Origin of the sequence: Pseudoxanthomonas sp. F37 (genome assembly GCF_022965755.1) — a bacterium.
GTDB lineage: Bacteria > Pseudomonadota > Gammaproteobacteria > Xanthomonadales > Xanthomonadaceae > Pseudoxanthomonas_A.
In genome coordinates, this window is the sequence record NZ_CP095187.1 from 2299521 (window position 1) to 2319718 (window position 20198).

Genomic DNA, 20198 nt, shown 5'->3' on the forward strand with positions numbered 1-20198 from the left:
TCAGCCGGCGCCCAATGCGCTGGCGACCTGGTAGGTCACCAGCGAGGCGAGGTAGGCCAACGCGAACAGGTAGAACGCGGCGAAGCCCATCTGCTTCCACGAGTTGGTCTCGCGCTTGATCGTGGCCAGCGTGGAGATGCACATGGGGGCGTAGATGAACCACACCAGCAGCGACAGGGCGGTGGCGAGCGACCAGCCGTCGCTGATCACCGGAGTCAGCGCCTGGATGGCCGCATCGTCGTCGGCGGCCGACAGTGCGTAGATGGTCGCCAGCGAGGAGACCGCGACCTCGCGCGCGGCCAGGCCCGGGATCAGCGCGATGCAGATCTGCCAGTTGAAACCCAGCGGCGCGAAGAACACCGCCATCGCGTGGCCGATGCGTCCGGCGAAACTGTAGTCGATCGCCGGGCCGATCGCGCCCTCGGGCGGGGCCGGGAAATTCAGCAGGAACCACAACAGGATGGTCAGCGCCAGGATGATGCCGCCGACGCGCTTGAGGAAGATCATCGCGCGCTCCCACAGGCCGATCAGCAGGTCGCGCGGATGCGGGATGCGGTAGGAGGGCAGTTCCAGCAGCAAGGCGTGCTCGCTCTTGTCCCGGCGCCACTTCTTCATCACCCAGGAGACGACCAGCGCACTGGCGATGCCGGCGGCATACAGGCCGAACAGCACCAGGCCCTGTTGGTTGAACACGCCCCACACCGTCTTCTGCGGAATGAAGGCGCCGATCAGCAGCGCATACACCGGCAGCCGCGCCGAACAGGTCATCAGCGGCGCCACCAGGATGGTCGCCAGGCGGTCGCGCGGGTCCTGGATGCTGCGGGTGGCCATGATGCCGGGGATGGCGCAGGCGAAGCTCGACAGCAGCGGGATGAACGAACGGCCCGACAGCCCGGCCGAGGCCATCATCCGGTCCAGCAGGAACGCCGCACGCGGCAGGTAGCCGCTTTCCTCCAGCGCCAGGATGAAGGCGAACAGGATCAGGATCTGCGGGAGGAACACCACCACGCCCCCCAGGCCGGCGATGATGCCGTCCACCAGCAGGCTGTTGAGCGGACCCTCCGGCAGCAGGCCGCCGGCCCACTCGCCCACCGCGCCGCTGCCGGCCTCGATCAGGTCCATCAGCGGCGTGGCCCAGGCGTACACGGCCTGGAAGATCAGGAACATCACCACGGCCAGCGCCAGCAGGCCGAACACGGGATGCAGCAGCCAGCGGTCCAGTGCGTCGTCGATCTTCGCCGTGCGCGTGGGCATGGCCACCGCCAGCGACAACAGCCGGCGCGTCTCGGCGTGCAGGTCCGCGCCCTCGGCCAGGCACGCGGTGGGTTCGTGCGGGCGCGCGGCCGTGCGATCGATCTGCTCGATGAGCGCACGCGCACCGTTGTGCTTCACCGCGACGGTCTCGACCACCGGCACGCCCAGTTCGCGCTCCAGGGCGGCCAGGTCGATGGCGATGCCGCGGCGCTGCGCGGCATCCATCATGTTGACCGCCAGGATCATCGGCTTGCCGAGTTCGCGCACTTCCAGTGCGAAGCGCAGGTGCAGGCGCAGGTTGGTGGCGTCCACCACGCAGACCAGCACGTCGGGCGCGGGTTCGCCCGGATAGAAACCGCGGCAGACATCGCGGGTGACCGCCTCGTCCAGGCTGGCCGCGTGCAGGCTGTAGGCACCGGGCAGGTCGAGCACGGCGTACTGGCGGCCGGACGAGGTGGAGTGCAGCCGTCCTTCCTTGCGCTCGACGGTGACGCCGGCGTAGTTGGCCACCTTCTGGCGGCTGCCGGTCAGCTGGTTGAACAGCGCCGTCTTGCCGCAGTTCGGATTGCCGACCAGCGCCAGCCGCAACGTCGAGGCTTCGGCCGCGCTCATGCCGCGGCTCCGTTGCGCAGGCGGATGCGCGCGGCTTCGGAGCGGCGCAGCGCGAAGCGGGTGAAGCCCACCTGCACCAGCAGCGGTTCGGCGCCCAGCGGGCCTTTCGCGACCACTTCCACTTCCTCGCCGTTGACGAAGCCCAGTTCGCGCAGGCGACGGGCAATGGCGTCCTGCGGCCCATGGTCTTCCACGGCGTCGACGATGGCGGGGATACGCGAAGGCAGTTCTGTCAGGATCACGCCGGACTCTCAAATGCGAACTATTCTCATTGTAGCATCGCCGCAGTGCAGGAAGGCTGCAACGCAGCGTGCCGGTATCATTCGGCGACTTCGCAAGGAACGGCTGCAATGGCGGAAGCCCCGCAGGGACACCCTCTCGTACTGGAGCGCATCGGCGCGGTGGCCCGCCTGCGGCTGGACCGCCCCGCCCTCCACAACGCGTTCGACGCCGGCCTGATCTCGGCCCTGACCGCCGCCCTGGACCAGCTCGCCGGCGATCCGGCCGTGCGCGTGGTGGTGCTGGAAGGCAGCGGGACGTCGTTCTCGGCCGGTGCGGACCTGAACTGGATGCGCGGCATGGCGTCGGCCAGCGAGGCGGAGAACCGGCAGGATGCGCTGGCGCTCGCCCGCCTGATGCGCACCCTGGACGAACTGCCCAAGCCCACGATCGCCCGCGTGCAGGGCCCGGCCTTCGGTGGCGGCGTGGGCCTGGTGGCCTGCTGCGACATCGCCATCGGCGTGCCGGAGGCGAAGTTCGGCCTGACCGAAAGCAAGTTGGGCCTGTTGCCGGCGGTGATCTCGCCCTACGTCGTCGCGGCCATCGGCGCGCGCCAGGCGCGGCGCTGGTTCGCCACGGCGGAGATCTTCGATGCCGCCACGGCGCTGCGGATCGGCCTGCTGCACGCGGTGGTCGGGGCCGATGCCCTGGACGAGGCCATCGAGCGCCAGATCGCGCTGCTGCTGAAGGCCGGTCCCGTGGCGGCGGCGGGCGCGAAGCGACTGGTCGCACGCATTGCCGCCACGGCCGACCGCGAGCGCGTCGACCGCGACAACGCCGACCTGATCGCGCGCCTGCGGGTGTCGCCGGAGGGACAGGAAGGCCTGTCCGCCTTCCTCGACAAGCGCGCACCCCACTGGGCGAAGGACTGAGACGATGATCGACCACCTGGGCATCGAAGTCGCCGACTACGCGCGCAGCCGCGCGTTCTACGAACGCGTGCTGGCCACCCTGGGCCATGGCGTGGTCATGGAGGTGACGCGCGACATGACCGGCGGTTACGAGGGCTGCGGGTTCGGGCCGCCCGGCCGCCCGCATTTCTGGGTCGGCAAGGGCGACGGCGAGCCTGGCCGCGGTGCGCACATCGCGTTCACGGCGGGCAGCCGCGCGCAGGTCGACGCGTTCCATGCCGCGGCACTGGCCGCGGGCGCACGCGACAACGGCGCACCCGGGCTGCGCCCGCATTACCACCGCCACTATTACGGCGCCTTCGCCATCGATCCGGACGGCCACAACATCGAAGCCGTCTGCCACCTGCCCGCGGATACCGACGCCTGATGTTCTCGAAAATCCTGATCGCCAACCGCGGCGAGATCGCCTGCCGCGTCATCCGCACCTGCCGGCGACTCGGCATCCGCACCGTCGCGGTCTACTCCGAAGCGGACGCCGATGCCCAGCACGTACGCGCGGCCGACGAGGCCTACCTGATCGGCGGGCCGCGGCCCGCGGACAGCTACCTGCGCGGCGACGCCGTCATCGCGGCGGCCAAGGACGCCGGCGCGGAGGCCGTCCATCCCGGCTACGGCTTCCTGTCGGAGAATGCCGACTTCGCCGATGCCGTCGCCGCCGCCGGCCTGGTGTTCATCGGGCCCTCGGGCGCGTCGATGCGCAAGATGGGCAGCAAGGCCGGCGCCAAGGAACTGATGGCCGCCGCGGGCGTGCCCGTCGTCCCCGGCTACACCGGCGAGGACCAGTCGCCCAACACGCTGGCCCGCGAAGCCGCGCGCATCGGCTTCCCGCTGATGATCAAGGCCGCCCATGGCGGCGGCGGCAAGGGCATGCGCGTGGTGCACCGGCTGGAGGACTTCATCGCCCAGCTGGAAAGTTGCCAGCGCGAGGCCGCCAACGCCTTCGGCCGCGACCGCGTGCTGCTGGAGCGCTACGTGGCGTCGCCGCGCCACATCGAGATCCAGGTGTTCGCCGATGCGCACGGCCACACGCTGCACCTCAACGAGCGCGAATGCTCGGCCCAGCGCCGCTACCAGAAGGTGCTGGAGGAGTCGCCCTCGCCGTTCCTGACGCCCGCGCTGCGTGCGGCGATGGGCGAGGCGGCGGTGAAGGCCGCGCAGGCCATCGATTACGTCAATGCCGGCACGGTGGAGTTCATCGTCGATCCCGACGGGCAGTTCTATTTCATGGAGATCAACACCCGCCTGCAGGTGGAGCACCCGGTCACCGAGCTGGTCACCGGGCTGGACCTGGTGGAATGGCAGCTGCGCGTGGCCGCCAGCCAAGCGCTGCCGCTTGCCCAGGACGACATCCGCCAGCAGGGCCACGCGATCGAGGTGCGCCTTTACGCCGAAGACCCGGAGGCCGGCTTCCTGCCCGGATCGGGCCGGCTGGAACGCCTCGCGCTGCCCGAGGCGTCGCCGGGCGTGCGGATCGATGCCGGCGTGGTGGAAGGCGATACGGTCACCATCTTCTACGACCCGATGATCGCCAAACTGATCGTCCACGGCGCAGACCGCATGCAGGCGCTCGCACGCCTGCGCGAGGCCCTGGCGCGGTGCGACATCGCCGGCCCCAAGTCCAACATCGCGTTCCTGGAACGGCTGGTGCGGCATCCGGCCGTGGCCGGGGGCTGGATCGACACCGGCTACCTCGACCGCCACCTGGACGAGTTCATGCCCACCCCGTCACTGGCACCGGCACAGCAGCTCGCGCTGGTGGCCGCAGAACTGCTGTGGCAAGAAGCCAACGCCCGGGTAGCCGCCCGGAGCAGCGGCGAACCGGATTCGCCCTGGGCCATCGCCGACGGCTGGCGGCTGGGCCATGCCGGAGCGCGCCCCCTCGCCTTCGCCCACCAGGGGCAGACATGGACGGCGCTGGCGCACGGCCACGGCGGGCGCTACCGCATCGAACTGGGCGACGGGATGCACGATGTGGAGGACGCCCGCTTGACCGGCGACCTGCTCGGTTTGCGTATCCATGGACAGGCGCGGCGATTCTGTGTGTCCAGGCACGGCACCCGCCTGACGCTGCACGACGGGGAACAACGCACGGCGGTGGAGACGGTGCCTGCCTACCGGCGCGCGGAGGTGGGCGAGGCGTCGGGTAGCGGGAAGATCGTCGCACCGATGCCGGGACGCGTGGTGCTGGTCAAGGCGCGGCCCGGCGATGAGGTGGTGGCCGGACAGGAGCTGCTGGTGATGGAAGCGATGAAAATGGAACTGGCCGTCAGGGCGTCGCGCGATGGCGTGATCGCCGACGTGCGTGCGGCGGCCGGCGACTTCGTCGAAGCCGATGCCGTCCTCGTGGCGCTGGAGTGAGGGCCCCATGGCGCCCCTGCGTGCGTGGATCGTCGTGCTGCTGGCGGCCGGCCTGTTGACCGGATGCGTCATGTTCGAACAAGCCCCGGCCCCGCTGACCTGCGACCCGGCCCTGGTCGGACGCTGGATTCCCCTGCCCGACAGCCCGCAGGATCGCGTGCCGCTGGGCAAGGACGATTACGCCGAAGTCGACGCGGCCTGCCATGTTCGCCTGCGCGACGACAATCGCCGGGACGAGCCCGGCTTCGACGCGCTGGGCTTCGAGGTGGACGGCGAACGCTACCTCGCCCTGGGCTTCAAGGAACTGGAAGGCCTGTTCGGTACCGGCCAGGCCGCCGCGCCGCCGATACCCAAAGGCATGCCCGCGGGCGCCGTCACGTTGCTGAAATACCGCATCCGCGACGATACGCTGCAGGTCGCGATGCTCGACACGGTCACCATCATGCAGCAGGTCCAACAGGGCACCCTGAAGGCCCGCGAGGCGGACGCCAGTACCTACCTGTTCGAAGGCGGCCCCGCGCAGCTGCGCGAGCTGCTGCGCGAACATCCGGACCTGTTCGACGCCTTCGACGGCACCTCGAAGACCTTGCGCATGCGGCGCGCGAAGCCGGGAAAGCGCCCGTGAACGCACCCGCCCTCCCGCCGGCCGACGACTTCGTGCGCATTGTCGAGGTCGGGCCTCGCGACGGCCTGCAGAACGAGAAGGTGCAGGTGGCCACCGCCGACAAGGTGGAGCTGATCGACCGCCTGTCGCGTACCGGCCTGCTGACCATCGAGGCTACCAGCTTCGTCAGTCCCAAATGGGTGCCCCAGCTGGCCGATGCGGCCGAGGTGTTCTCGGCCATCCGGCGGCGGCCGGGCACGGCGTACCCGGTGCTGGTGCCGAACGAGACAGGCTACGACCGTGCACGCGCCGTGGGCGTGGAGGAAGTGGCGGTGTTCACCGCCGCGTCCGAAGCCTTCAACCGGAAGAACATCAACGCCTCCATCGACGAATCCATCGAGCGTTTCCGCCCCGTGCTGGCACGCGCCGCCGCCGATGGCGTGAAAGTCCGCGGCTATGTCTCCACCGTGCTCGGCTGCCCCTACCAGGGCGAGGTGCCGCTGGCCGACGTGGTGCGCGTGGCGAAACAGCTGCATGCCCTGGGCTGCTATGAGATCTCGCTGGGCGACACCATCGGCGTGGGTACCCCGCGCAAGGCGGCCGAGATGCTGAAGGCGGTCGCATCCGAGGTGCCCCTGCCGGCACTGGCCGTGCATTTCCACGACACCTACGGCCAGGCGCTGGCCAACCTGCTGGCCTGCCTGGACGCGGGCGTGCGCGTGGCCGATGCCGCGGTCTCCGGCGCCGGCGGATGCCCCTACGCGAAGGGCGCCAGCGGCAACGTCGCCACGGAGGACGTGGTCTACCTGCTGCACGGCCAGGGCCTGCGCACCGGCGTGGACCTGGACCTGCTGGCCGACACCGGTCGCTGGCTGGCGTCCCGGCTGGGCCGCGAGACCGGCAGTCGCGTCGGCAAGGCGCTGGCGGCCGCCACATGAACCATGACGCGGCCAGCGGAGGTCTCGACCTGCCGGCGCTCGTCGCCGCGCTGGAGCGCGCTGCCGCCGAACGCGGCCCCGATGACGCCACCGCCCTGCTCCTGCGTCAGGCACGCGATGCCCTGCTCGCCAAGCAGTACGAAGCCGACACCGAACGTTCGCGCTACCGCAACCTGTTCGACGCGGTACCCGACCCGGTCAGCATCATCGCCGAGGACGGCACGGTGCTGGACCTCAACAAGGCCGGCATGCTGGCCTACCAGCGGCCGCGCGAGGAGATCGTCGGGCGCAACATCAACGTACTCAATCCGGACCTGCCGCGCGACCACCTGGTGCCGGTGTGGGAAACACTGAACCGCGGCGAGACCTACGTCATCGAAGTCACCAACATGCGGGGCGACGGCACGCGGTTCCCGGTGGAAGTGCATTCGGCCAACATCAACTTCGACGGGCGCAAGAGCATCGTCGCCGTCGCGCGCGACATCAGCAGCCGGCGGCTCGCGGAAATGCGCTACCGCGAGCTGATGGAAACCATCGACAAAGGGATCGTGGTCAACAACCGCGAGCTGGTGGTGCAGTATTGCAATGGCGCGGCCATGCGCATCTTCGGCATCCGCGAGGACCAGCGCGTCGGCCAGGAACTGGCCCTGGACCACTGGCACATCGTCGACGAGCACGGGCGCGAGATGCAGCGCCACGAGCTGCCCGCGCAGCGGGCGCTGGATACCGGGCAGATGGTGGAAAGCGTGCTGCTGGGCATGTACCACCGCGAACGCAAGCACCTGATCTGGTTGACCGCCACTTCGGTGCCGCAGTTCGCTCCCGGCGAAAGCCGCCCGTCGCAGGTGACCACGCTGTTCAGCGACGTCACCGAACTCAAGCGCGACAGCGCGCTGTTCGACCGCGCCCAGTCGCTGGCCCACATCGGCGGCTGGGAATGGGACATCGGCCGCGACCGTGTCTACCTGACCGACGAAGCCCAGCGCATCCTCGGCGCGGCGCGCCCGCTGGTGACGCTGGACGACGTGCTGTCCTGCCTGCGCGAATCCGACCGCCGCCGCCTGCGTGGCGCGCTGGACCTGATCACCGCCGGCGGCCAGGGCTTCGACCTGGAACTGCAGGGCACCCAGGCCGACGGACATCCGTTCTGGATCCGGGTGATCGGCGACGCCGAACCCGGCGATCCGGGCGCCTCGCGCATCACCGGCACCATGCAGGACATTTCGCAGGACAAGCAGGCCGAGGAGACGCTGCGCATCCAGGCGCGCACCGATCCCCTGACCGGGCTGATGAACCGCGACGCCGTACTGACCGAACTGGGGATGCGCCTGGCCGATCCCGAACGCGCGCAGGTGGCGGTGCTCTACATCGACCTGGATCGCTTCAAGATGGTCAACGACGTGCTGGGGCACAACGCCGGCGACGAACTGCTGGTGCAGGCCTCGGACCGCATCCGCGGCGCGGTGGGCACCGACGGCATGATCGCGCGCTTCGGCGGCGACGAGTTCCTGGTGATCTGCGATGCCGGCGAGGACCCCCTTCTGCCGGAAAAGCTGGCGCACGCGGTGCTGGGGGCCTTCGCCGACGCATTCCGCTTCGGCAAGGACGAGTTCGCCATCACCGCCAGCATCGGCCTGGCGGTCTCGCCCCGCGACGGCCTGCGCCCGCAGCAGCTGATCCAGAACGCCGACATCGCCATGTACGACAGCAAGCATCGCGCGCGCAACGGCTGGCAGAGCTTCACCCAGGAACTGGCGCAGCGCCAGCAGGACCGCCTGCAGATCGAGACCCAGCTGCGACGGGCGGTGGACAACGAGGAGTTCCGGCTGGTCTACCAACCCCAGGTGGACCTGCGCAACGGCCGCATCATCGCCGGCGAGGCGCTGATCCGCTGGCAGAACCACCAGTTGGGCGAACTGCGGCCGGACGTGTTCATCAGCCATGCGGAGACGACCGGCGACATCGTGCGCATCGGCAGCTGGGTGCTGCGCGAAGCCTGTCGCCAGGTGGCGGCGTGGCGCGACCAGGGGCTGGGCATCGTGCGGGTGGCGGTGAACGTGTCGTACCGCCAGTTCGCCGGCGACGACCTCGCCGACCGCGTGCGCGCGATCCTCACCGAGTTCGACCTGCCCGGCGCGGCGCTGGAGCTGGAATTCACCGAGCGGGTGCTGATCGAGGACGCCCCGGCCACGCTGCGCACCTTCGCCGACCTGCGCCAGTTGGGCGTGATGCTGACCATCGACGACTTCGGCGAGGGCTACAGCGCGCTGAACTACCTGCGCCGCCTGCCCATCCACGGCCTGAAGCTCAGCCCGCTGTTCACCGAGGGCGTGCCCAACAACCGCTCGGACGTGGCCGTCTGCCAGGCCGTCTCGGCCATCGCCCGCAGCCTGGGACTGGGACTGGTGGCCGAAGGCGTCGAGTCCGAGGCACAGCGACAGTTCCTGCTGAATCTCGGCGTCCCCGTCGGCCAGGGCTTCCTGTTCGCGCCCGGCCTGTCGCCGGACGAATTCGCGCGGCGGCTGGCCGACAGCCCGCTGGAGCGGGCGCTGCACGCCTGAACGGCGTGATCCCTGTAGGAGCGACGTGAGTCGCAACCGGAGACCTCGAACTCCCCACGTCCTCTCCCGTGGATTGCAAAGCTTCACCTCGCAGGCGCAGCGCGCCGACCCGTCACCCAGCCTGCCCTGGTGTGCGGTCGCGAATCACGTCGCTCCTACACCTGGTTCATGGCACCGCCGCCTCCGCCATCGCGTAAAATGCCGGCTTTTCCGCAGCAGGTCCGCCGCATGCAGCTTTCCGATACCCGTGCCGTCATCACCGGCGGCGTCTCCGGCCTGGGGCTGGCCGTCGCCCGCCATCTCGTCGCCCACGGCGGCAAGGCCGCGCTGTTCGACGTCAACGACGACAAGGGCGCGGCGGCGGTCGCCGAGCTCGGCCAGGCCAACGTCCGTTACTTCCGCACCGACGTGACCGATGAGGCCGGCGTGGCCGCCAACATCGCCGCGGCGAAGGACGCCCTGGGCGGGCTGAATGCCGCGATCAACTGCGCCGGCATCCTGGGCGCCGGCCGGGTGCTGGGCAAGGAGGCGCCGATGCCGCTGTCGACGTTCCAGACCACGGTGATGGTCAACCTGGTGGGCAGCTTCAACGTGGCCAAGGCCGCCGCCGACCTCATGCAGCACAACGCGCCGAACGGCGACGGCGAGCGTGGCGTGATCGTCAACACCGCCAGCGTGGCCGCGTACGAAGGCCAGATCGGCCAGGCCGCCTATTCGGCATCGAAGGGCGGCGTGGTGGGCATGACCCTGCCGATGGCGCGCGAACTGTCGCGCTTCGGCATCCGCGTGATGACGGTGGCCCCGGGCATCTTCTGGACGCCGATGGTCGATGGCATGCCGGAGGCCGTGCAGCAATCGCTCAGCGCCTCGATCCCCTTCCCGTCCCGCCTGGGCAAGCCGGAAGAATTCGCCGACCTGGTCGCCTACATCCTGGGCAACGCCTACCTCAACGGCGAGACCATCCGCCTGGATGGCGCGGTGCGTCTGGCACCGAAATGAACCCGTAGGAGCGGGCCATGCCCGCGATGCTTTCCGCCGCGATGCCAGAAGAGCATCGCGGGCATGGCCCGCTCCTACGACCCTCTTCTTCCCCTGTCCACGGTCATCACCATGAAAGCTTTCGAGATCAAGAAGGGCAACGTCGTCGAACACAACGGCGGCGTGTACCAGATCCGCGACATCGAGCGCAGCTCGCCGCAGGGCCGCGGCGGCAACGTGCGCTTCCGTTTCATCATGTACAGCGTGCCGGGCGGCAACAAGCTGGACGCCAGCTTCGACGCCGACGACAGCCTGACCGAAGTGGAACTGCTGCGCCGCCAGGCCACGTATTCGTACAAGGATGGCGATGCGTTCGTGTTCCTGGACGATGAGGACTACACGCCGTACACGCTGGACGCGAACGTCATCGGCGACGACGCCGGTTACATTACCGACGGCCTGAGCGGCTGCTACGTGCAGGTGATCGACGAACTGCCGGTCGCGCTGCAGCTTCCGCAGCACGTGACCCTGGAAGTGGTGGAAACGCCGCCGGAACTGAAGGGCGGTACCGCCACCAAGCGGCCGAAGCCGGCCAGGCTCAGCACCGGCCTGGAAATCATGGTGCCGGAGTACATCACCACCGGCGAGCGCATCCTGGTCAACACGACCACGGGCGAATTCGGCGGCCGCGCCGACTGACACCGCTACGACGCGCCTGCGGCAAGGGCCCGCAGGCGCGCGCCGATCGTCTCCAGGTTGGCCCCGATGCCGCGCAGGGCCTCGCGCTGGTCCTCGGGAAGCCAGCGTTCCAGGTCCCGGCGCAGCGATGCGTCTTGGCTGCGCAATCGCGCCACCCTCGCCTGCGCTTCGGCGACGATGCGCGCGCGCTCGGCGGATTGCGGCAATCCATAGCCCTCTCCCGCCAGTTCGGCGGGCCGGCTGACGAAGCCGGTATCCCCCAGCCATGCCTTCAGCGCTTCCAGCGCAGCCGCCGCACCGTCGGGCACGTCGTTCCCGAGGTAGCGCCGTTTGAGTTCATCGCGCAGCAGGAGCTGCTGCCGGCGCTGCGCCGCATTCTCCAGCACCAGCAGGGCCGCGCTCGCCTTCAGGTCCGCCTGTGGCAACCAGCGCGCGCGCTCGCCTGGCGGCAGCGCCAGCCACGCCCGGGCGTCCCGTTGCGGCAGCGCCAGCGCCTCCCGCGCGACGGCGAACAGGGCCTCGTAGCGCGCACTCGCCGGTTCGAAGTAGTACCCCAGGCGGCGGGCCTCATCCGCGTCGGCGAGCGGACGACGATCGGCGATGCCTTCCCGCTCCAGCTTCCGCAGCAGCCCGGTGGGCGTGATGCTGGCCAACGAGGCGTCCGCGAGGCGGGGGACGCCGTCGTGCAGCAGCTTCCAGGTCTCCACCGCGCAGTTGTTGCCGATGAAGTAGTAGCGTCCGTCGTAGCTCCAGTGCAGCTGCGCGGCGCGCTCCAGCAGCGATGCGATTTCGTGCTTCTGCAGCCGCAACGGTATGGACTGCAGGCCACGCAGCTCGACCCGGGTGTACTCCTCGATCACCTGGTCCAGCGGCAGCAGGAACAGGCGCGAGGGATACGAGCCGGTCAGCCCGCGCCAGCCGGAAATCTGCACGTCGCCGACGAAGGCGCGGAACGACAGCACGCGATGATGGGCCAGGTCCAGCCTGCATCCGGGCCCCGGCACGCGTCCGGGTGCGCACACCACCAGCCGCAGCATGCTGTGTCCCCAGCGGCTCATCGCCTGGGTGTTGCCTTCGGCCAGCAGGTAGTCCACCTCGTAGACGCGGGCGGGATCCAGCGCCAGCAACGAGGCCTCGCCCGCCTCGGCATCCACGTCCAGGAACGGCAGTCCGGGCGCGCAGGCCTGCGTCGGCACCGGCACGCCGAAGTGGGCCGAGAAATGGCGATGCAGCGCCGGGCGCCGACACCCGTAGGTGGGGTCGAGCACGAAATGCTCCAGGTTCACCGCCACGTATTCGGACGGACGCCGCAGCTCGTACGGATCGGGCGTACGCCCGACGAAGTCGTTGCGGGAACGACGCCCCGCGAGGGCGAACACACTGTGCTGCCATCCCGCCAGATCGCGCAGGCGCGCATCGCCGGACAGGGCGTTGCGCTGCGCACGGTCGTAGGCGTGGGCCAGTTCGTGCACCAGCGCATGGCGGACAGCGCGCCGCGGCTCGTCTTCCGTCGCCACGGGATCGCGGGCCCGCCACGCCTCCAGCAGGCGGCGCGGCAGCAGGATGCGGTCGCCGACCCGGCGGCCGGCGACATGCGCGGGCAGGCCGTCCCGCCATTCCAGGACCAGCCCGGCGGGCAAGCCGTCACGCCATGCCTGCGGCAGACGCGGCAGCACATCGTCCACCAGCGCCTGCGTCGCGGCGATGTCTTCCGTGGCCAGATGCGTGGGATCGATCTCGAGCGCGGTCGCCGTCGCCACCGGACCCAGCCACGCCCACAGCAGGAGCGCGGCGATGCGCCGGCCCCGGGGCCGACGCAGGTGCATCAACGGGCCAGGATGGCCTGCGCCAGCTGCATGTCGCTGGCGCGGCGCGCGGCCTGGTCCGTTTCGCGCAGGTGGCGCAGCGCGGCTTCCAACTGGGCGCCGCGGATGCGGCCATTGCTGGCGACGAAACTGGCGGCATCCTCGCGCGCCTGCACGACGATCTTGTCGTCGCCAGACGAGCTGTCGGACGAGGCCGACGAACCGGCCGAAGAAGCGCCTGCCGACGAGCCGGCGAAGCTGCCGGCGAGTGCCGGCACGGAGAACGCCAGCAGCACGCCGGCCAGGATCAATCGGGACATGGATGTTTCCACATGGGGGGAACGCCGTCACCGGCGCGGAGCGCAAAGATTACCCGCAAATGCCCGGCGAGCGCCTGAATCCGGCCGCTCGCGGGAGCATCGCCCGCATCGGGGCCGGGTCGCGGGTGGCGAACGCGTGTCAGCTGTCGAACAGCTTGCCCGGATTCATCAGGCCGCTGGGATCCAGCACCCGCTTGATGCCCCGCATCACCGCGATCTCCTCGGCGCTGCGCGTGCTCTCCAGATAGCCCTTCTTCACCAGGCCGATGCCGTGTTCGGCCGAAATGCTGCCCTGGTGGCGCTTCAGCGATGCCGCCAGCAGCTTGGTGACCTGCTCGCACTGGGCGACGAACTCCGCGTTCTCCATGCCATCGGGCTTCAGCACGTTGATGTGCAGGTTGCCGTCGCCGATGTGGCCGAACCACACCACCTCGAACTGCGGATACGCCTCCCCCAGCAGGGCCTGGGTCTCGGCCAGGAACGCCGGCATGGCCGAGATGCGCACCGACACATCGTTCTTGTAGGGCACGTAGCGGGCCAGCGCTTCGGTGATGCCTTCGCGCAGTCGCCACAGCTGCGCGGCCTGGGCATCGGACTGGCTGATCACGCCGTCGCTGACCCAGCCCTGCTCCATGCAGGCCTCGAAGGCGGCCATCGCGGCGGCTTCCTGCGCCTCGTCGCCGATGGCGAACTCGGTGACCACATAGTACGGATGCGCCTGATCGAAGGGCTTCTGCGCACCGTGCGCCAGCACGTGGTGCAGCGCGCGGTCGGTGAAGAACTCGAAGGCCTCCAGTTGCAGGCGCTCGCGGAACGCGGCGAAGACCTGCATCAGCACCTCGAACGAGGGCAGCGCCAGCAGCATGACGTTGGTCGGCGGCGGCGGATCGGTCAGGCGCACGGTGGCTTCCACCACCACGCCCAGCGTGCCCTCGGACCCGATGAACAGATGGCGCAGGTCGTAGCCGCTGGAGTTCTTGATGAGCGCCTTGTTGAGCTCCAGCACGTCGCCGGCGCCGGTGACCACCTTCAGGCCGGCGATCCACTCGCGCGTGTTGCCGTAGCGGATCACCCGGATGCCGCCCGCGTTGGTGGCGATGGTGCCGCCGATGGCGCACGAGCCCCGCGAGGCGAAATCCACCGGGTAGACCAGGCCCTGCTCGCGCGCCGCATTGTGCACGGCCTCCAGCGGCATGCCGGCCTGCACGGTCAAGGTGCGGTCGACCGCATTGAAATCGATCGCCTGGTTCATGCGTTCCAGGCTGAGCACCAGTTCGCCGTTCGCCGCCACGGCGCCACCGGACAGGCCGGTGCGGCCGCCGGAAGGCACCACCGCGATGCCCTGTGCGTTCGCCCAGCGCAGCACCGCCTGCACCTCCTCCACCGAGCCCGGCAAGGCGATGGCCAACGGCGCGGGGGTCCAGCGCCGGGTCCAGTCGCGGCCGTAATGCTCCAGGTCGGCAGGGTCGGTCTTCAGGCGCAGCGCGGGGGCGGCGTCGAGCAGGGCTTGCAGGCGCGGATCGCTCATTGCACGGGTGGATTTTCGGGGGCGCTCAGGGTGCCAGCGATGCCGTGCGGCGTCCAGCCGACGGCGAGTCGTTTCATGGGCAACCAAGCCGGAAAACCGGCAACCCAGCATTCCATTCCGCGCCGCAGCATGGACGGCGCGCATCTGGCATAGTGGCGACCCCTTTCCATTCCCCGCTGCGACCTTCCGGCAATGTCGAACAAGAAGACCTCGTACCCGAAGCAGGACATCCGCGTACTGTTGCTGGAGGGGGTCAGCCAGACCGCGGTGGAGACATTCCGGGCGGCGGGCTACACGCAGATCGAGTTCCACGAGAAGTCCCTGCCGGAAGACGAGCTGAAGCGCCGCATCGCCGAGGCCCACATCGTCGGCATCCGTTCGCGCACGCACCTGAGCGATGAGGTGCTGGCCCATGCGCGCCGCCTCATCGCGGTGGGCTGCTTCTGCATCGGCACCAACCAGGTGGATCTGGACGCCGCCGAGCTGGCCGGCATCCCGGTCTTCAACGCGCCCTATTCCAACACCCGCAGCGTGGCCGAGCTGGTCATCGCCCAGGCCATCATGCTGATGCGCGGCATTCCGCAGAAGAACGCCCAGTGCCACCGCGGCGGCTGGAGCAAGTCGGCCGCGGGCAGCCACGAGGTGCGCGGCAAGACCCTGGGCATCATCGGCTACGGCCACATCGGCACCCAGGTGGGCGTGCTGGCCGAGGCGCTGGGCATGCACGTGCTGTTCCACGACATCGAGACCAAGCTCTCGCTGGGGAACGCGCGCCCGGCCATCGGCCTGGACGACCTGCTGGCGCAGAGCGACGTGGTGACCCTGCACGTGCCGGAAACGCCGGCCACCCAGGGCATGTTCGGCGCGGCGCAGATCGCCGGCATGAAGCCCGGCGCGCACCTGATCAACGCCTCGCGCGGCACGGTGGTCGATATCGACGCGCTGGCCGCTGCGCTGAAGTCGGGCCAGGTGGGCGGCGCGGCGGTGGACGTGTTCCCGGTCGAACCCAAGGGCAATGCCGAATCGTTCGAATCGCCGCTGCGCGGGCTGGACAACGTCATCCTCACGCCCCACGTCGGCGGCTCCACCCTGGAAGCGCAGGACAACATCGGCATCGAGGTGGCGGCCAAGCTGGTGCGCTACAGCGACAACGGCAGCACGCTGTCGGCGGTGAACTTCCCCGAGGTCACCCTGCCCGGCCACGACGGCAGCCGCCGCATCCTGCACATCCACCGCAACGTGCCGGGCGTGCTGTCGCAGATCAACGACATCTTCCGCGACCGCGGCATCAACATCGACGGGCAGTTCCTGCGCACCGACCCCAAGGTCGGCTACGTGGTCATCGACGTCACCGCCGACGAGGAACAGACCACCAGCCTGCGCGAGGCGATGGCGGCCATCGCCGGCACGTTGCGGGTGCGCGTGCTGTATTGAGCGGGACGATGTGCCTGCGTTCCCGCGATCGCTCGCATGGACGCCTGTAGGAGCGGGCCATGCCCGCGATGCTTTTGAGACCTCACAGAAAAAAGCATCGCGCCCAAGGGCGCTCCTACAAAGCATGGCGCCCGAGGGCGCGCCTACAGAGGTCCGTCCTCGCTTGCGGACCGGGTCGTCAGCCATTTGCGCGCCATGCGGCTGAGGGATGCGTCCGGCTCGTCGGCGAGCGGGGCGATCTCGCGCCAGGCCAGGTCCAGCGACTCCTCGCTGACCACGTAGTCTTCGCTGCCGCCTGCACGCACCACGTAGCGCACGTCGTAGTGCCAATGGCCCGGCACCCCCTTGCGCTCGGGTATCCAGTGGCGGTCCAGATCGAAGATGCCGCCCTCCACGGCCAGGTCGGACAGGCCCGACTCCTCCTGGGCTTCCTTCAGCGCGACGCGGGCCATGTCGGTGTCGCCATCGGCGTGCCCGCCCAGTTGCAGCCAGCGGTCCAGCTTGCGGTGATGGGTCATGAGGATGCGCAGGCCATCGCCGCTGACCAGCCACGCACCGCCGGTCAGGTGGCCTTCCAGCCGCTCGCGGACGAACGGATTGGCCGGCGCGTCCAGCAGCGCCAGGAAATGTGCGATGACCTCTTCTTCGTCGGGCCAGCGGCGGCGGTAATCGGCCAGGTGTTCTCGTAGCGAAGCATAAGCGGCTGACACGACGTGCTTTTCCTTTCGACGGTGGCGAGGGCGGTGCCGATTATCGCCGGCCATGCTGCACCCGCGCTTGTGATCCCCCGCCCGCTTTGGCAAGGTACGGCCTTCCGTGGGGACCGTCCCCATGACCGTTGTCACCGCTCGGTGGGCCTTCCGCCGGCACTCAGTCATCTCAGGGGACGCTGCGAATGCTCAAAGCTCTGTTCAGGGTCAAGCCGGTCGCGCCGGCAGGCCACGTCGATGCCGGTGAACCCTTCGAAGGCAGCCTGGACGGCGAAGCCACCCTGAAACGGACGCTGACGGCCAAGCACCTGGTCATGCTGGGCGTGGGCGCGGTGATCGGCGCGGGCATCTTCGTGCTGACCGGCCAGGCCGCGGCCAACCATGCCGGCCCGGCGATCATGCTGAGCTTCGTGCTGGCCGGCTTCGCCTGCGCCATGGCGGGCCTGTGCTACGCCGAGTTCGCCTCGATGATGCCGGTGTCCGGCAGCGCGTACTCCTACTCTTACGCCACCTTGGGCGAAGCGGTGGCGTGGTTCATCGGCTGGTGCCTGGTACTGGAATACCTGTTCGCATCGTCCACCGTGGCGGTGGGCTGGTCGGGCTATCTGGTGAGCTTCCTCACCACTACGGTGGGCGTACCCTTCCCCGAGCAGCTGGCCACCGCGCCCATCACCTGGACCGACGGCGGCTTCGTCGCCACCAACGGCATCATCAACCTGCCCGCCGTGCTGATCGTCGCGGCGGTCAGTGGCCTGTGCTACGTCGGCATCACCCAGTCGGCCTTCGTCAACGCGATCATCGTGGCGATCAAGGTGGTCGTGATCGCGGCCTTCCTGGGCTTCGGCGTGCAGTACGTGGACCCGGCCAACTGGACACCCTTCATCCCCGAGAACACCGGTCCCGGACAGTTCGGCATGGACGGCGTGTTCCGCGCGGCGACCATCGTGTTCTTCGCCTACATCGGCTTCGACGCGGTTTCCACCGCGGCCGGCGAAGCGAAGAATCCGCAGCGCGACATGCCCAAGGGCATCCTGGGTTCGCTGGCCATCTGCACCGTCATCTACATCGCCGTCTGCGCGGTGCTGACAGGCATGACCCACTACAGCCTGCTGGGCACCGCCAAGCCGGTGGCCACGGCACTGGAAGAAGTCCTCAAGGCCGATCCGGGCGCCAGCGTCGGCTGGCTGAAGACCGCGGTGGAGATCGGCGCCATCGCCGGCCTGTCGTCGGTGATCCTGGTCATGCTGATGGCGCAGCCGCGCATCTTCTATTCGATGTCCCGCGACGGGCTGCTGCCGCGCCTGTTCGGCAAGGTGCACCCGAAGTTCCATACGCCCTACGTCGGCACGATCATCGTCGGCGTGCTGGCCTGCCTGCTGGCCGGCTTCATGCCACTCAGCGTGCTGGGCGAACTGGTCTCGATGGGCACGCTGCTGGCGTTCGCCACCGTCTGCCTCGGCGTGCTGGTGCTGCGCTTCACCCGCCCCGACCTCGCCCGCCCGTTCCGCGTGCCCATGTTCTGGCTGATCTGCCCGCTGGGCGTGCTGGCCTGCCTGTTCCTGTTCATGCAGTCGTTCATGGAGCACTGGCAGATCTTCGTGGGCTGGACGGTGCTGGGGCAGGTGATCTACTTCGCCTACGGCTTCCGGAACAGCAAACTCAGGCAGCGCGCCTGATCGTCTTCAAGGCCGGCGGGCACACCGCCGGCCTTTTTGGTTGTACTCCTCGATAACGTCCCGAGACCACGCACGATGCTCCGACAGCTCCTGGCCACCAAGCACCCCCACGCCGCCCATACCGAAGCCGAAGGGCTCAGCCTGCGCCGCACGCTCGGCCCCTGGGGCCTGACCGCGCTGGGCATCGGCGCGGTGATCGGCGGCGGCATCTTCGTGATCACCGGACAGGCCGCGGCCAACCACGCCGGCCCCGCCATCATGCTGTCGTTCGTGCTGGCCGCCATCTGCTGCACGTTCTGCGCACTGGCCTATGCCGAATTCGCGGCGATGGTGCCGGTCTCCGGCAGCGCCTACACCTATACCTACGCGACCCTGGGCGAACTGACCGCGTGGTTCATCGGCTGGATGCTCGTCCTCGAGTACGGGGTATCGGCCTCGGCGGTGGCGGTCAGCTGGACCGGCTACTTCCTCAGCCTGCTCGAACACTTCAACATCTACCTGCCGCAGGCGCTGGTCAGCGCGCCGCTGGACGCGCAACTGCGGCCGACCGGCGCCATCGCCAACGTGCCCGCCGCTGTCATCGTGCTGCTGCTGACCTGGCTGTGCTACGTGGGCATCCGCAAGTCGTCGGCCATGAACATGGCCATGGTGGTGCTGAAGACCGGGCTGATCCTGCTGGTCATCGTCGCCGGCTGGCAGTACGTCGACCCGGGCAACTGGCAGCCGTTCATTCCCGCCAACGAGGGCCCGGGCAAGTTCGGCTGGGAGGGCGTGCTGCGCGGTGCGGCGATGGTGTTCTTCGCCTACATCGGCTTCGAGGCGGTGTCGGTGGCGGCGCAGGAATCGCATCGCCCGCAGAAGGACCTGCCGGTCGGCATGCTGGCCTCGCTGGCCATCTGCACGGTGCTTTACATCGCCATGGCCGCGGTGATGACCGGCCTGGTGCCCTACACCGCGCTGGGCACGGCCGAGCCGGTGGTCACCGCGGTGGCCGCGCATTCGGAACTGGGCTGGCTGCGGGTGACGGTGGAGATCGGCGCGCTGATCGGCCTGTCCTCGGTGGTGCTGGTGATGATCATCGGCCAGCCGCGCATCTTCATGATCATGGGCCGCGACGGCCTGCTGCCGCCGGTGTTCACCAAGATCCATCCGGAATACCGCACGCCGCACATCAACACGGTCATCACCGGCGTCGGCATCGCCCTGCTGGCGGCGCTGTTCCCCTTGGACATCCTGGGCGAACTGACCTCGATGGGCACCCTGATCGCCTTCGCCTCGGTCTGCGTGGGCGTGCTGGTGCTGCGCCGCACGCAGCCGGACCTGCCGCGTCCGTTCCGCATTCCCGCGGCCTGGCTGGTCTGCTCGCTGGGCGTGCTGAGCTGCATGGCGCTGCTGTCGGCGATGACGGCGCACAACTGGATGCTGATGGGCGTGTGGACCGCCGTCGGCTTCCTGATCTATTTCCTGTACGGCTACCGCCACAGCCGCCTGCGCACGCCGCGCTGAACGGAGCCGGCGGGTGGAACAGGGA

General features: G+C 69.2%; 17 protein-coding genes. 11 read left to right on the plus strand and 6 right to left on the minus strand.

Annotated elements, in window-relative coordinates; translation table 11 throughout:
• Both MUU77_RS10665 and MUU77_RS10670 read right to left on the minus strand, forming a co-directional pair.
• Nucleotides 1–1866 (minus strand): ferrous iron transporter B, encoded by a 1866-nt coding sequence (locus MUU77_RS10665; protein WP_245086534.1) that lies wholly within the window; start codon nt 1864–1866, stop codon nt 1–3.
• Nucleotides 1863–2108: a FeoA family protein gene (locus tag MUU77_RS10670; RefSeq protein ID WP_245086535.1), complete on the minus strand. Its 246-nt coding sequence runs from the start codon at nt 2106–2108 to the stop codon at nt 1863–1865. The genes MUU77_RS10665 and MUU77_RS10670 overlap by 4 nt, the downstream gene beginning before the upstream one ends.
• A 108-nt stretch (nt 2109–2216) precedes the next feature.
• Between MUU77_RS10670 and MUU77_RS10675 the strand changes: the two genes are divergently transcribed.
• From MUU77_RS10675 to yeiP, 8 genes are all read left to right on the plus strand, one after another.
• Nucleotides 2217–3017, plus strand: coding sequence for an enoyl-CoA hydratase-related protein (locus MUU77_RS10675; protein WP_245086538.1), 801 nt, complete (start codon nt 2217–2219; stop codon nt 3015–3017).
• A 4-nt stretch (nt 3018–3021) separates the two neighbouring features.
• Nucleotides 3022–3423: a VOC family protein gene (locus MUU77_RS10680; RefSeq protein WP_245086541.1), complete on the plus strand. Its 402-nt coding sequence runs from the start codon at nt 3022–3024 to the stop codon at nt 3421–3423.
• On the plus strand, nt 3423–5414 hold the full coding sequence (locus MUU77_RS10685; RefSeq protein ID WP_245086544.1) for an acetyl/propionyl/methylcrotonyl-CoA carboxylase subunit alpha: 1992 nt from the start codon (nt 3423–3425) through the stop codon (nt 5412–5414). The genes MUU77_RS10680 and MUU77_RS10685 overlap by 1 nt, the downstream gene beginning before the upstream one ends.
• A gap of 7 nt (nt 5415–5421) precedes the next feature.
• Nucleotides 5422–6039, plus strand: a complete 618-nt coding sequence (locus MUU77_RS10690) for a hypothetical protein (protein ID WP_245086547.1) — start codon at nt 5422–5424, stop codon at nt 6037–6039.
• A complete protein-coding gene (locus MUU77_RS10695; protein ID WP_245086550.1) occupies nt 6036–6956 on the plus strand; it encodes a hydroxymethylglutaryl-CoA lyase in 921 nt (306 codons plus the stop codon). Before MUU77_RS10690 ends, MUU77_RS10695 begins: the two co-directional genes overlap by 4 nt.
• Nucleotides 6953–9517 (plus strand): EAL domain-containing protein, encoded by a 2565-nt coding sequence (locus tag MUU77_RS10700; protein ID WP_245086553.1) that lies wholly within the window; start codon nt 6953–6955, stop codon nt 9515–9517. The genes MUU77_RS10695 and MUU77_RS10700 overlap by 4 nt, the downstream gene beginning before the upstream one ends.
• Nucleotides 9518–9745: 228 nt before the next feature.
• Nucleotides 9746–10516, plus strand: coding sequence for an SDR family NAD(P)-dependent oxidoreductase (locus MUU77_RS10705; RefSeq protein ID WP_245086556.1), 771 nt, complete (start codon nt 9746–9748; stop codon nt 10514–10516).
• A 111-nt stretch (nt 10517–10627) separates the two neighbouring features.
• Nucleotides 10628–11194, plus strand: coding sequence for an elongation factor P-like protein YeiP (yeiP, locus tag MUU77_RS10710; RefSeq protein WP_245094387.1), 567 nt, complete (start codon nt 10628–10630; stop codon nt 11192–11194).
• Nucleotides 11195–11199: 5 nt separating this feature from the next.
• Here yeiP and MUU77_RS10715 read toward each other — a convergent pair whose 3' ends face one another.
• From MUU77_RS10715 to MUU77_RS10725, 3 genes are all read right to left on the minus strand, one after another.
• Nucleotides 11200–13020 (minus strand): DUF4105 domain-containing protein, encoded by a 1821-nt coding sequence (locus MUU77_RS10715; protein ID WP_245086560.1) that lies wholly within the window; start codon nt 13018–13020, stop codon nt 11200–11202.
• Nucleotides 13020–13319, minus strand: coding sequence for a DUF2388 domain-containing protein (locus tag MUU77_RS10720; protein ID WP_245086563.1), 300 nt, complete (start codon nt 13317–13319; stop codon nt 13020–13022). Before MUU77_RS10720 ends, MUU77_RS10715 begins: the two co-directional genes overlap by 1 nt.
• Before the next feature lie 139 nt (nt 13320–13458).
• Nucleotides 13459–14847 carry an FAD-binding oxidoreductase gene (locus MUU77_RS10725; RefSeq protein WP_245086566.1) on the minus strand — a complete coding sequence of 463 codons (1389 nt, stop codon included), beginning with the start codon at nt 14845–14847 and terminating at the stop codon, nt 13459–13461.
• Nucleotides 14848–15039: 192 nt separating this feature from the next.
• Between MUU77_RS10725 and serA the strand changes: the two genes are divergently transcribed.
• Entirely contained in the window at nt 15040–16281 is a 1242-nt protein-coding gene (serA, locus tag MUU77_RS10730; protein WP_245086569.1) for a phosphoglycerate dehydrogenase, read from the plus strand.
• 143 nt (nt 16282–16424) lie between these two features.
• On the opposite strand, the gene MUU77_RS10735 is transcribed toward serA, so the two are convergent.
• Nucleotides 16425–16991, minus strand: coding sequence for an NUDIX hydrolase (locus MUU77_RS10735; protein ID WP_245086572.1), 567 nt, complete (start codon nt 16989–16991; stop codon nt 16425–16427).
• A gap of 185 nt (nt 16992–17176) precedes the next feature.
• Between MUU77_RS10735 and MUU77_RS10740 the strand changes: the two genes are divergently transcribed.
• Together MUU77_RS10740 and MUU77_RS10745 are read left to right on the plus strand one after the other, a co-directional pair.
• Nucleotides 17177–18667 (plus strand): amino acid permease, encoded by a 1491-nt coding sequence (locus MUU77_RS10740; RefSeq protein ID WP_245086574.1) that lies wholly within the window; start codon nt 17177–17179, stop codon nt 18665–18667.
• 75 nt (nt 18668–18742) lie between these two features.
• Nucleotides 18743–20173, plus strand: a complete 1431-nt coding sequence (locus MUU77_RS10745) for an amino acid permease (RefSeq protein ID WP_245086577.1) — start codon at nt 18743–18745, stop codon at nt 20171–20173.
• Nucleotides 20174–20198: the final 25 nt, after the last annotated feature.

Excerpts from the sequence above, each read along its gene's own strand:
- MUU77_RS10665 (WP_245086534.1), bottom strand. The coding sequence starts at position 1,866 with ATGAGCGCGGCCGAAGCCTCGACGTTGCGGCTGGCGCTGGTCGGCAAT.
- MUU77_RS10675 (WP_245086538.1), top strand. The coding sequence starts at position 2,217 with ATGGCGGAAGCCCCGCAGGGACACCCTCTCGTACTGGAGCGCATCGGC.
- MUU77_RS10680 (WP_245086541.1), top strand. The coding sequence starts at position 3,022 with ATGATCGACCACCTGGGCATCGAAGTCGCCGACTACGCGCGCAGCCGC.
- MUU77_RS10685 (WP_245086544.1), top strand. The coding sequence starts at position 3,423 with ATGTTCTCGAAAATCCTGATCGCCAACCGCGGCGAGATCGCCTGCCGC.
- MUU77_RS10690 (WP_245086547.1), top strand. The coding sequence starts at position 5,422 with ATGGCGCCCCTGCGTGCGTGGATCGTCGTGCTGCTGGCGGCCGGCCTG.
- MUU77_RS10700 (WP_245086553.1), top strand. The coding sequence starts at position 6,953 with ATGAACCATGACGCGGCCAGCGGAGGTCTCGACCTGCCGGCGCTCGTC.
- MUU77_RS10705 (WP_245086556.1), top strand. The coding sequence starts at position 9,746 with ATGCAGCTTTCCGATACCCGTGCCGTCATCACCGGCGGCGTCTCCGGC.
- yeiP (WP_245094387.1), top strand. The coding sequence starts at position 10,628 with ATGAAAGCTTTCGAGATCAAGAAGGGCAACGTCGTCGAACACAACGGC.
- MUU77_RS10715 (WP_245086560.1), bottom strand. The coding sequence starts at position 13,020 with ATGCACCTGCGTCGGCCCCGGGGCCGGCGCATCGCCGCGCTCCTGCTG.
- MUU77_RS10720 (WP_245086563.1), bottom strand. The coding sequence starts at position 13,319 with ATGTCCCGATTGATCCTGGCCGGCGTGCTGCTGGCGTTCTCCGTGCCG.
- MUU77_RS10725 (WP_245086566.1), bottom strand. The coding sequence starts at position 14,847 with ATGAGCGATCCGCGCCTGCAAGCCCTGCTCGACGCCGCCCCCGCGCTG.
- serA (WP_245086569.1), top strand. The coding sequence starts at position 15,040 with ATGTCGAACAAGAAGACCTCGTACCCGAAGCAGGACATCCGCGTACTG.
- MUU77_RS10740 (WP_245086574.1), top strand. The coding sequence starts at position 17,177 with ATGCTCAAAGCTCTGTTCAGGGTCAAGCCGGTCGCGCCGGCAGGCCAC.
- MUU77_RS10745 (WP_245086577.1), top strand. The coding sequence starts at position 18,743 with ATGCTCCGACAGCTCCTGGCCACCAAGCACCCCCACGCCGCCCATACC.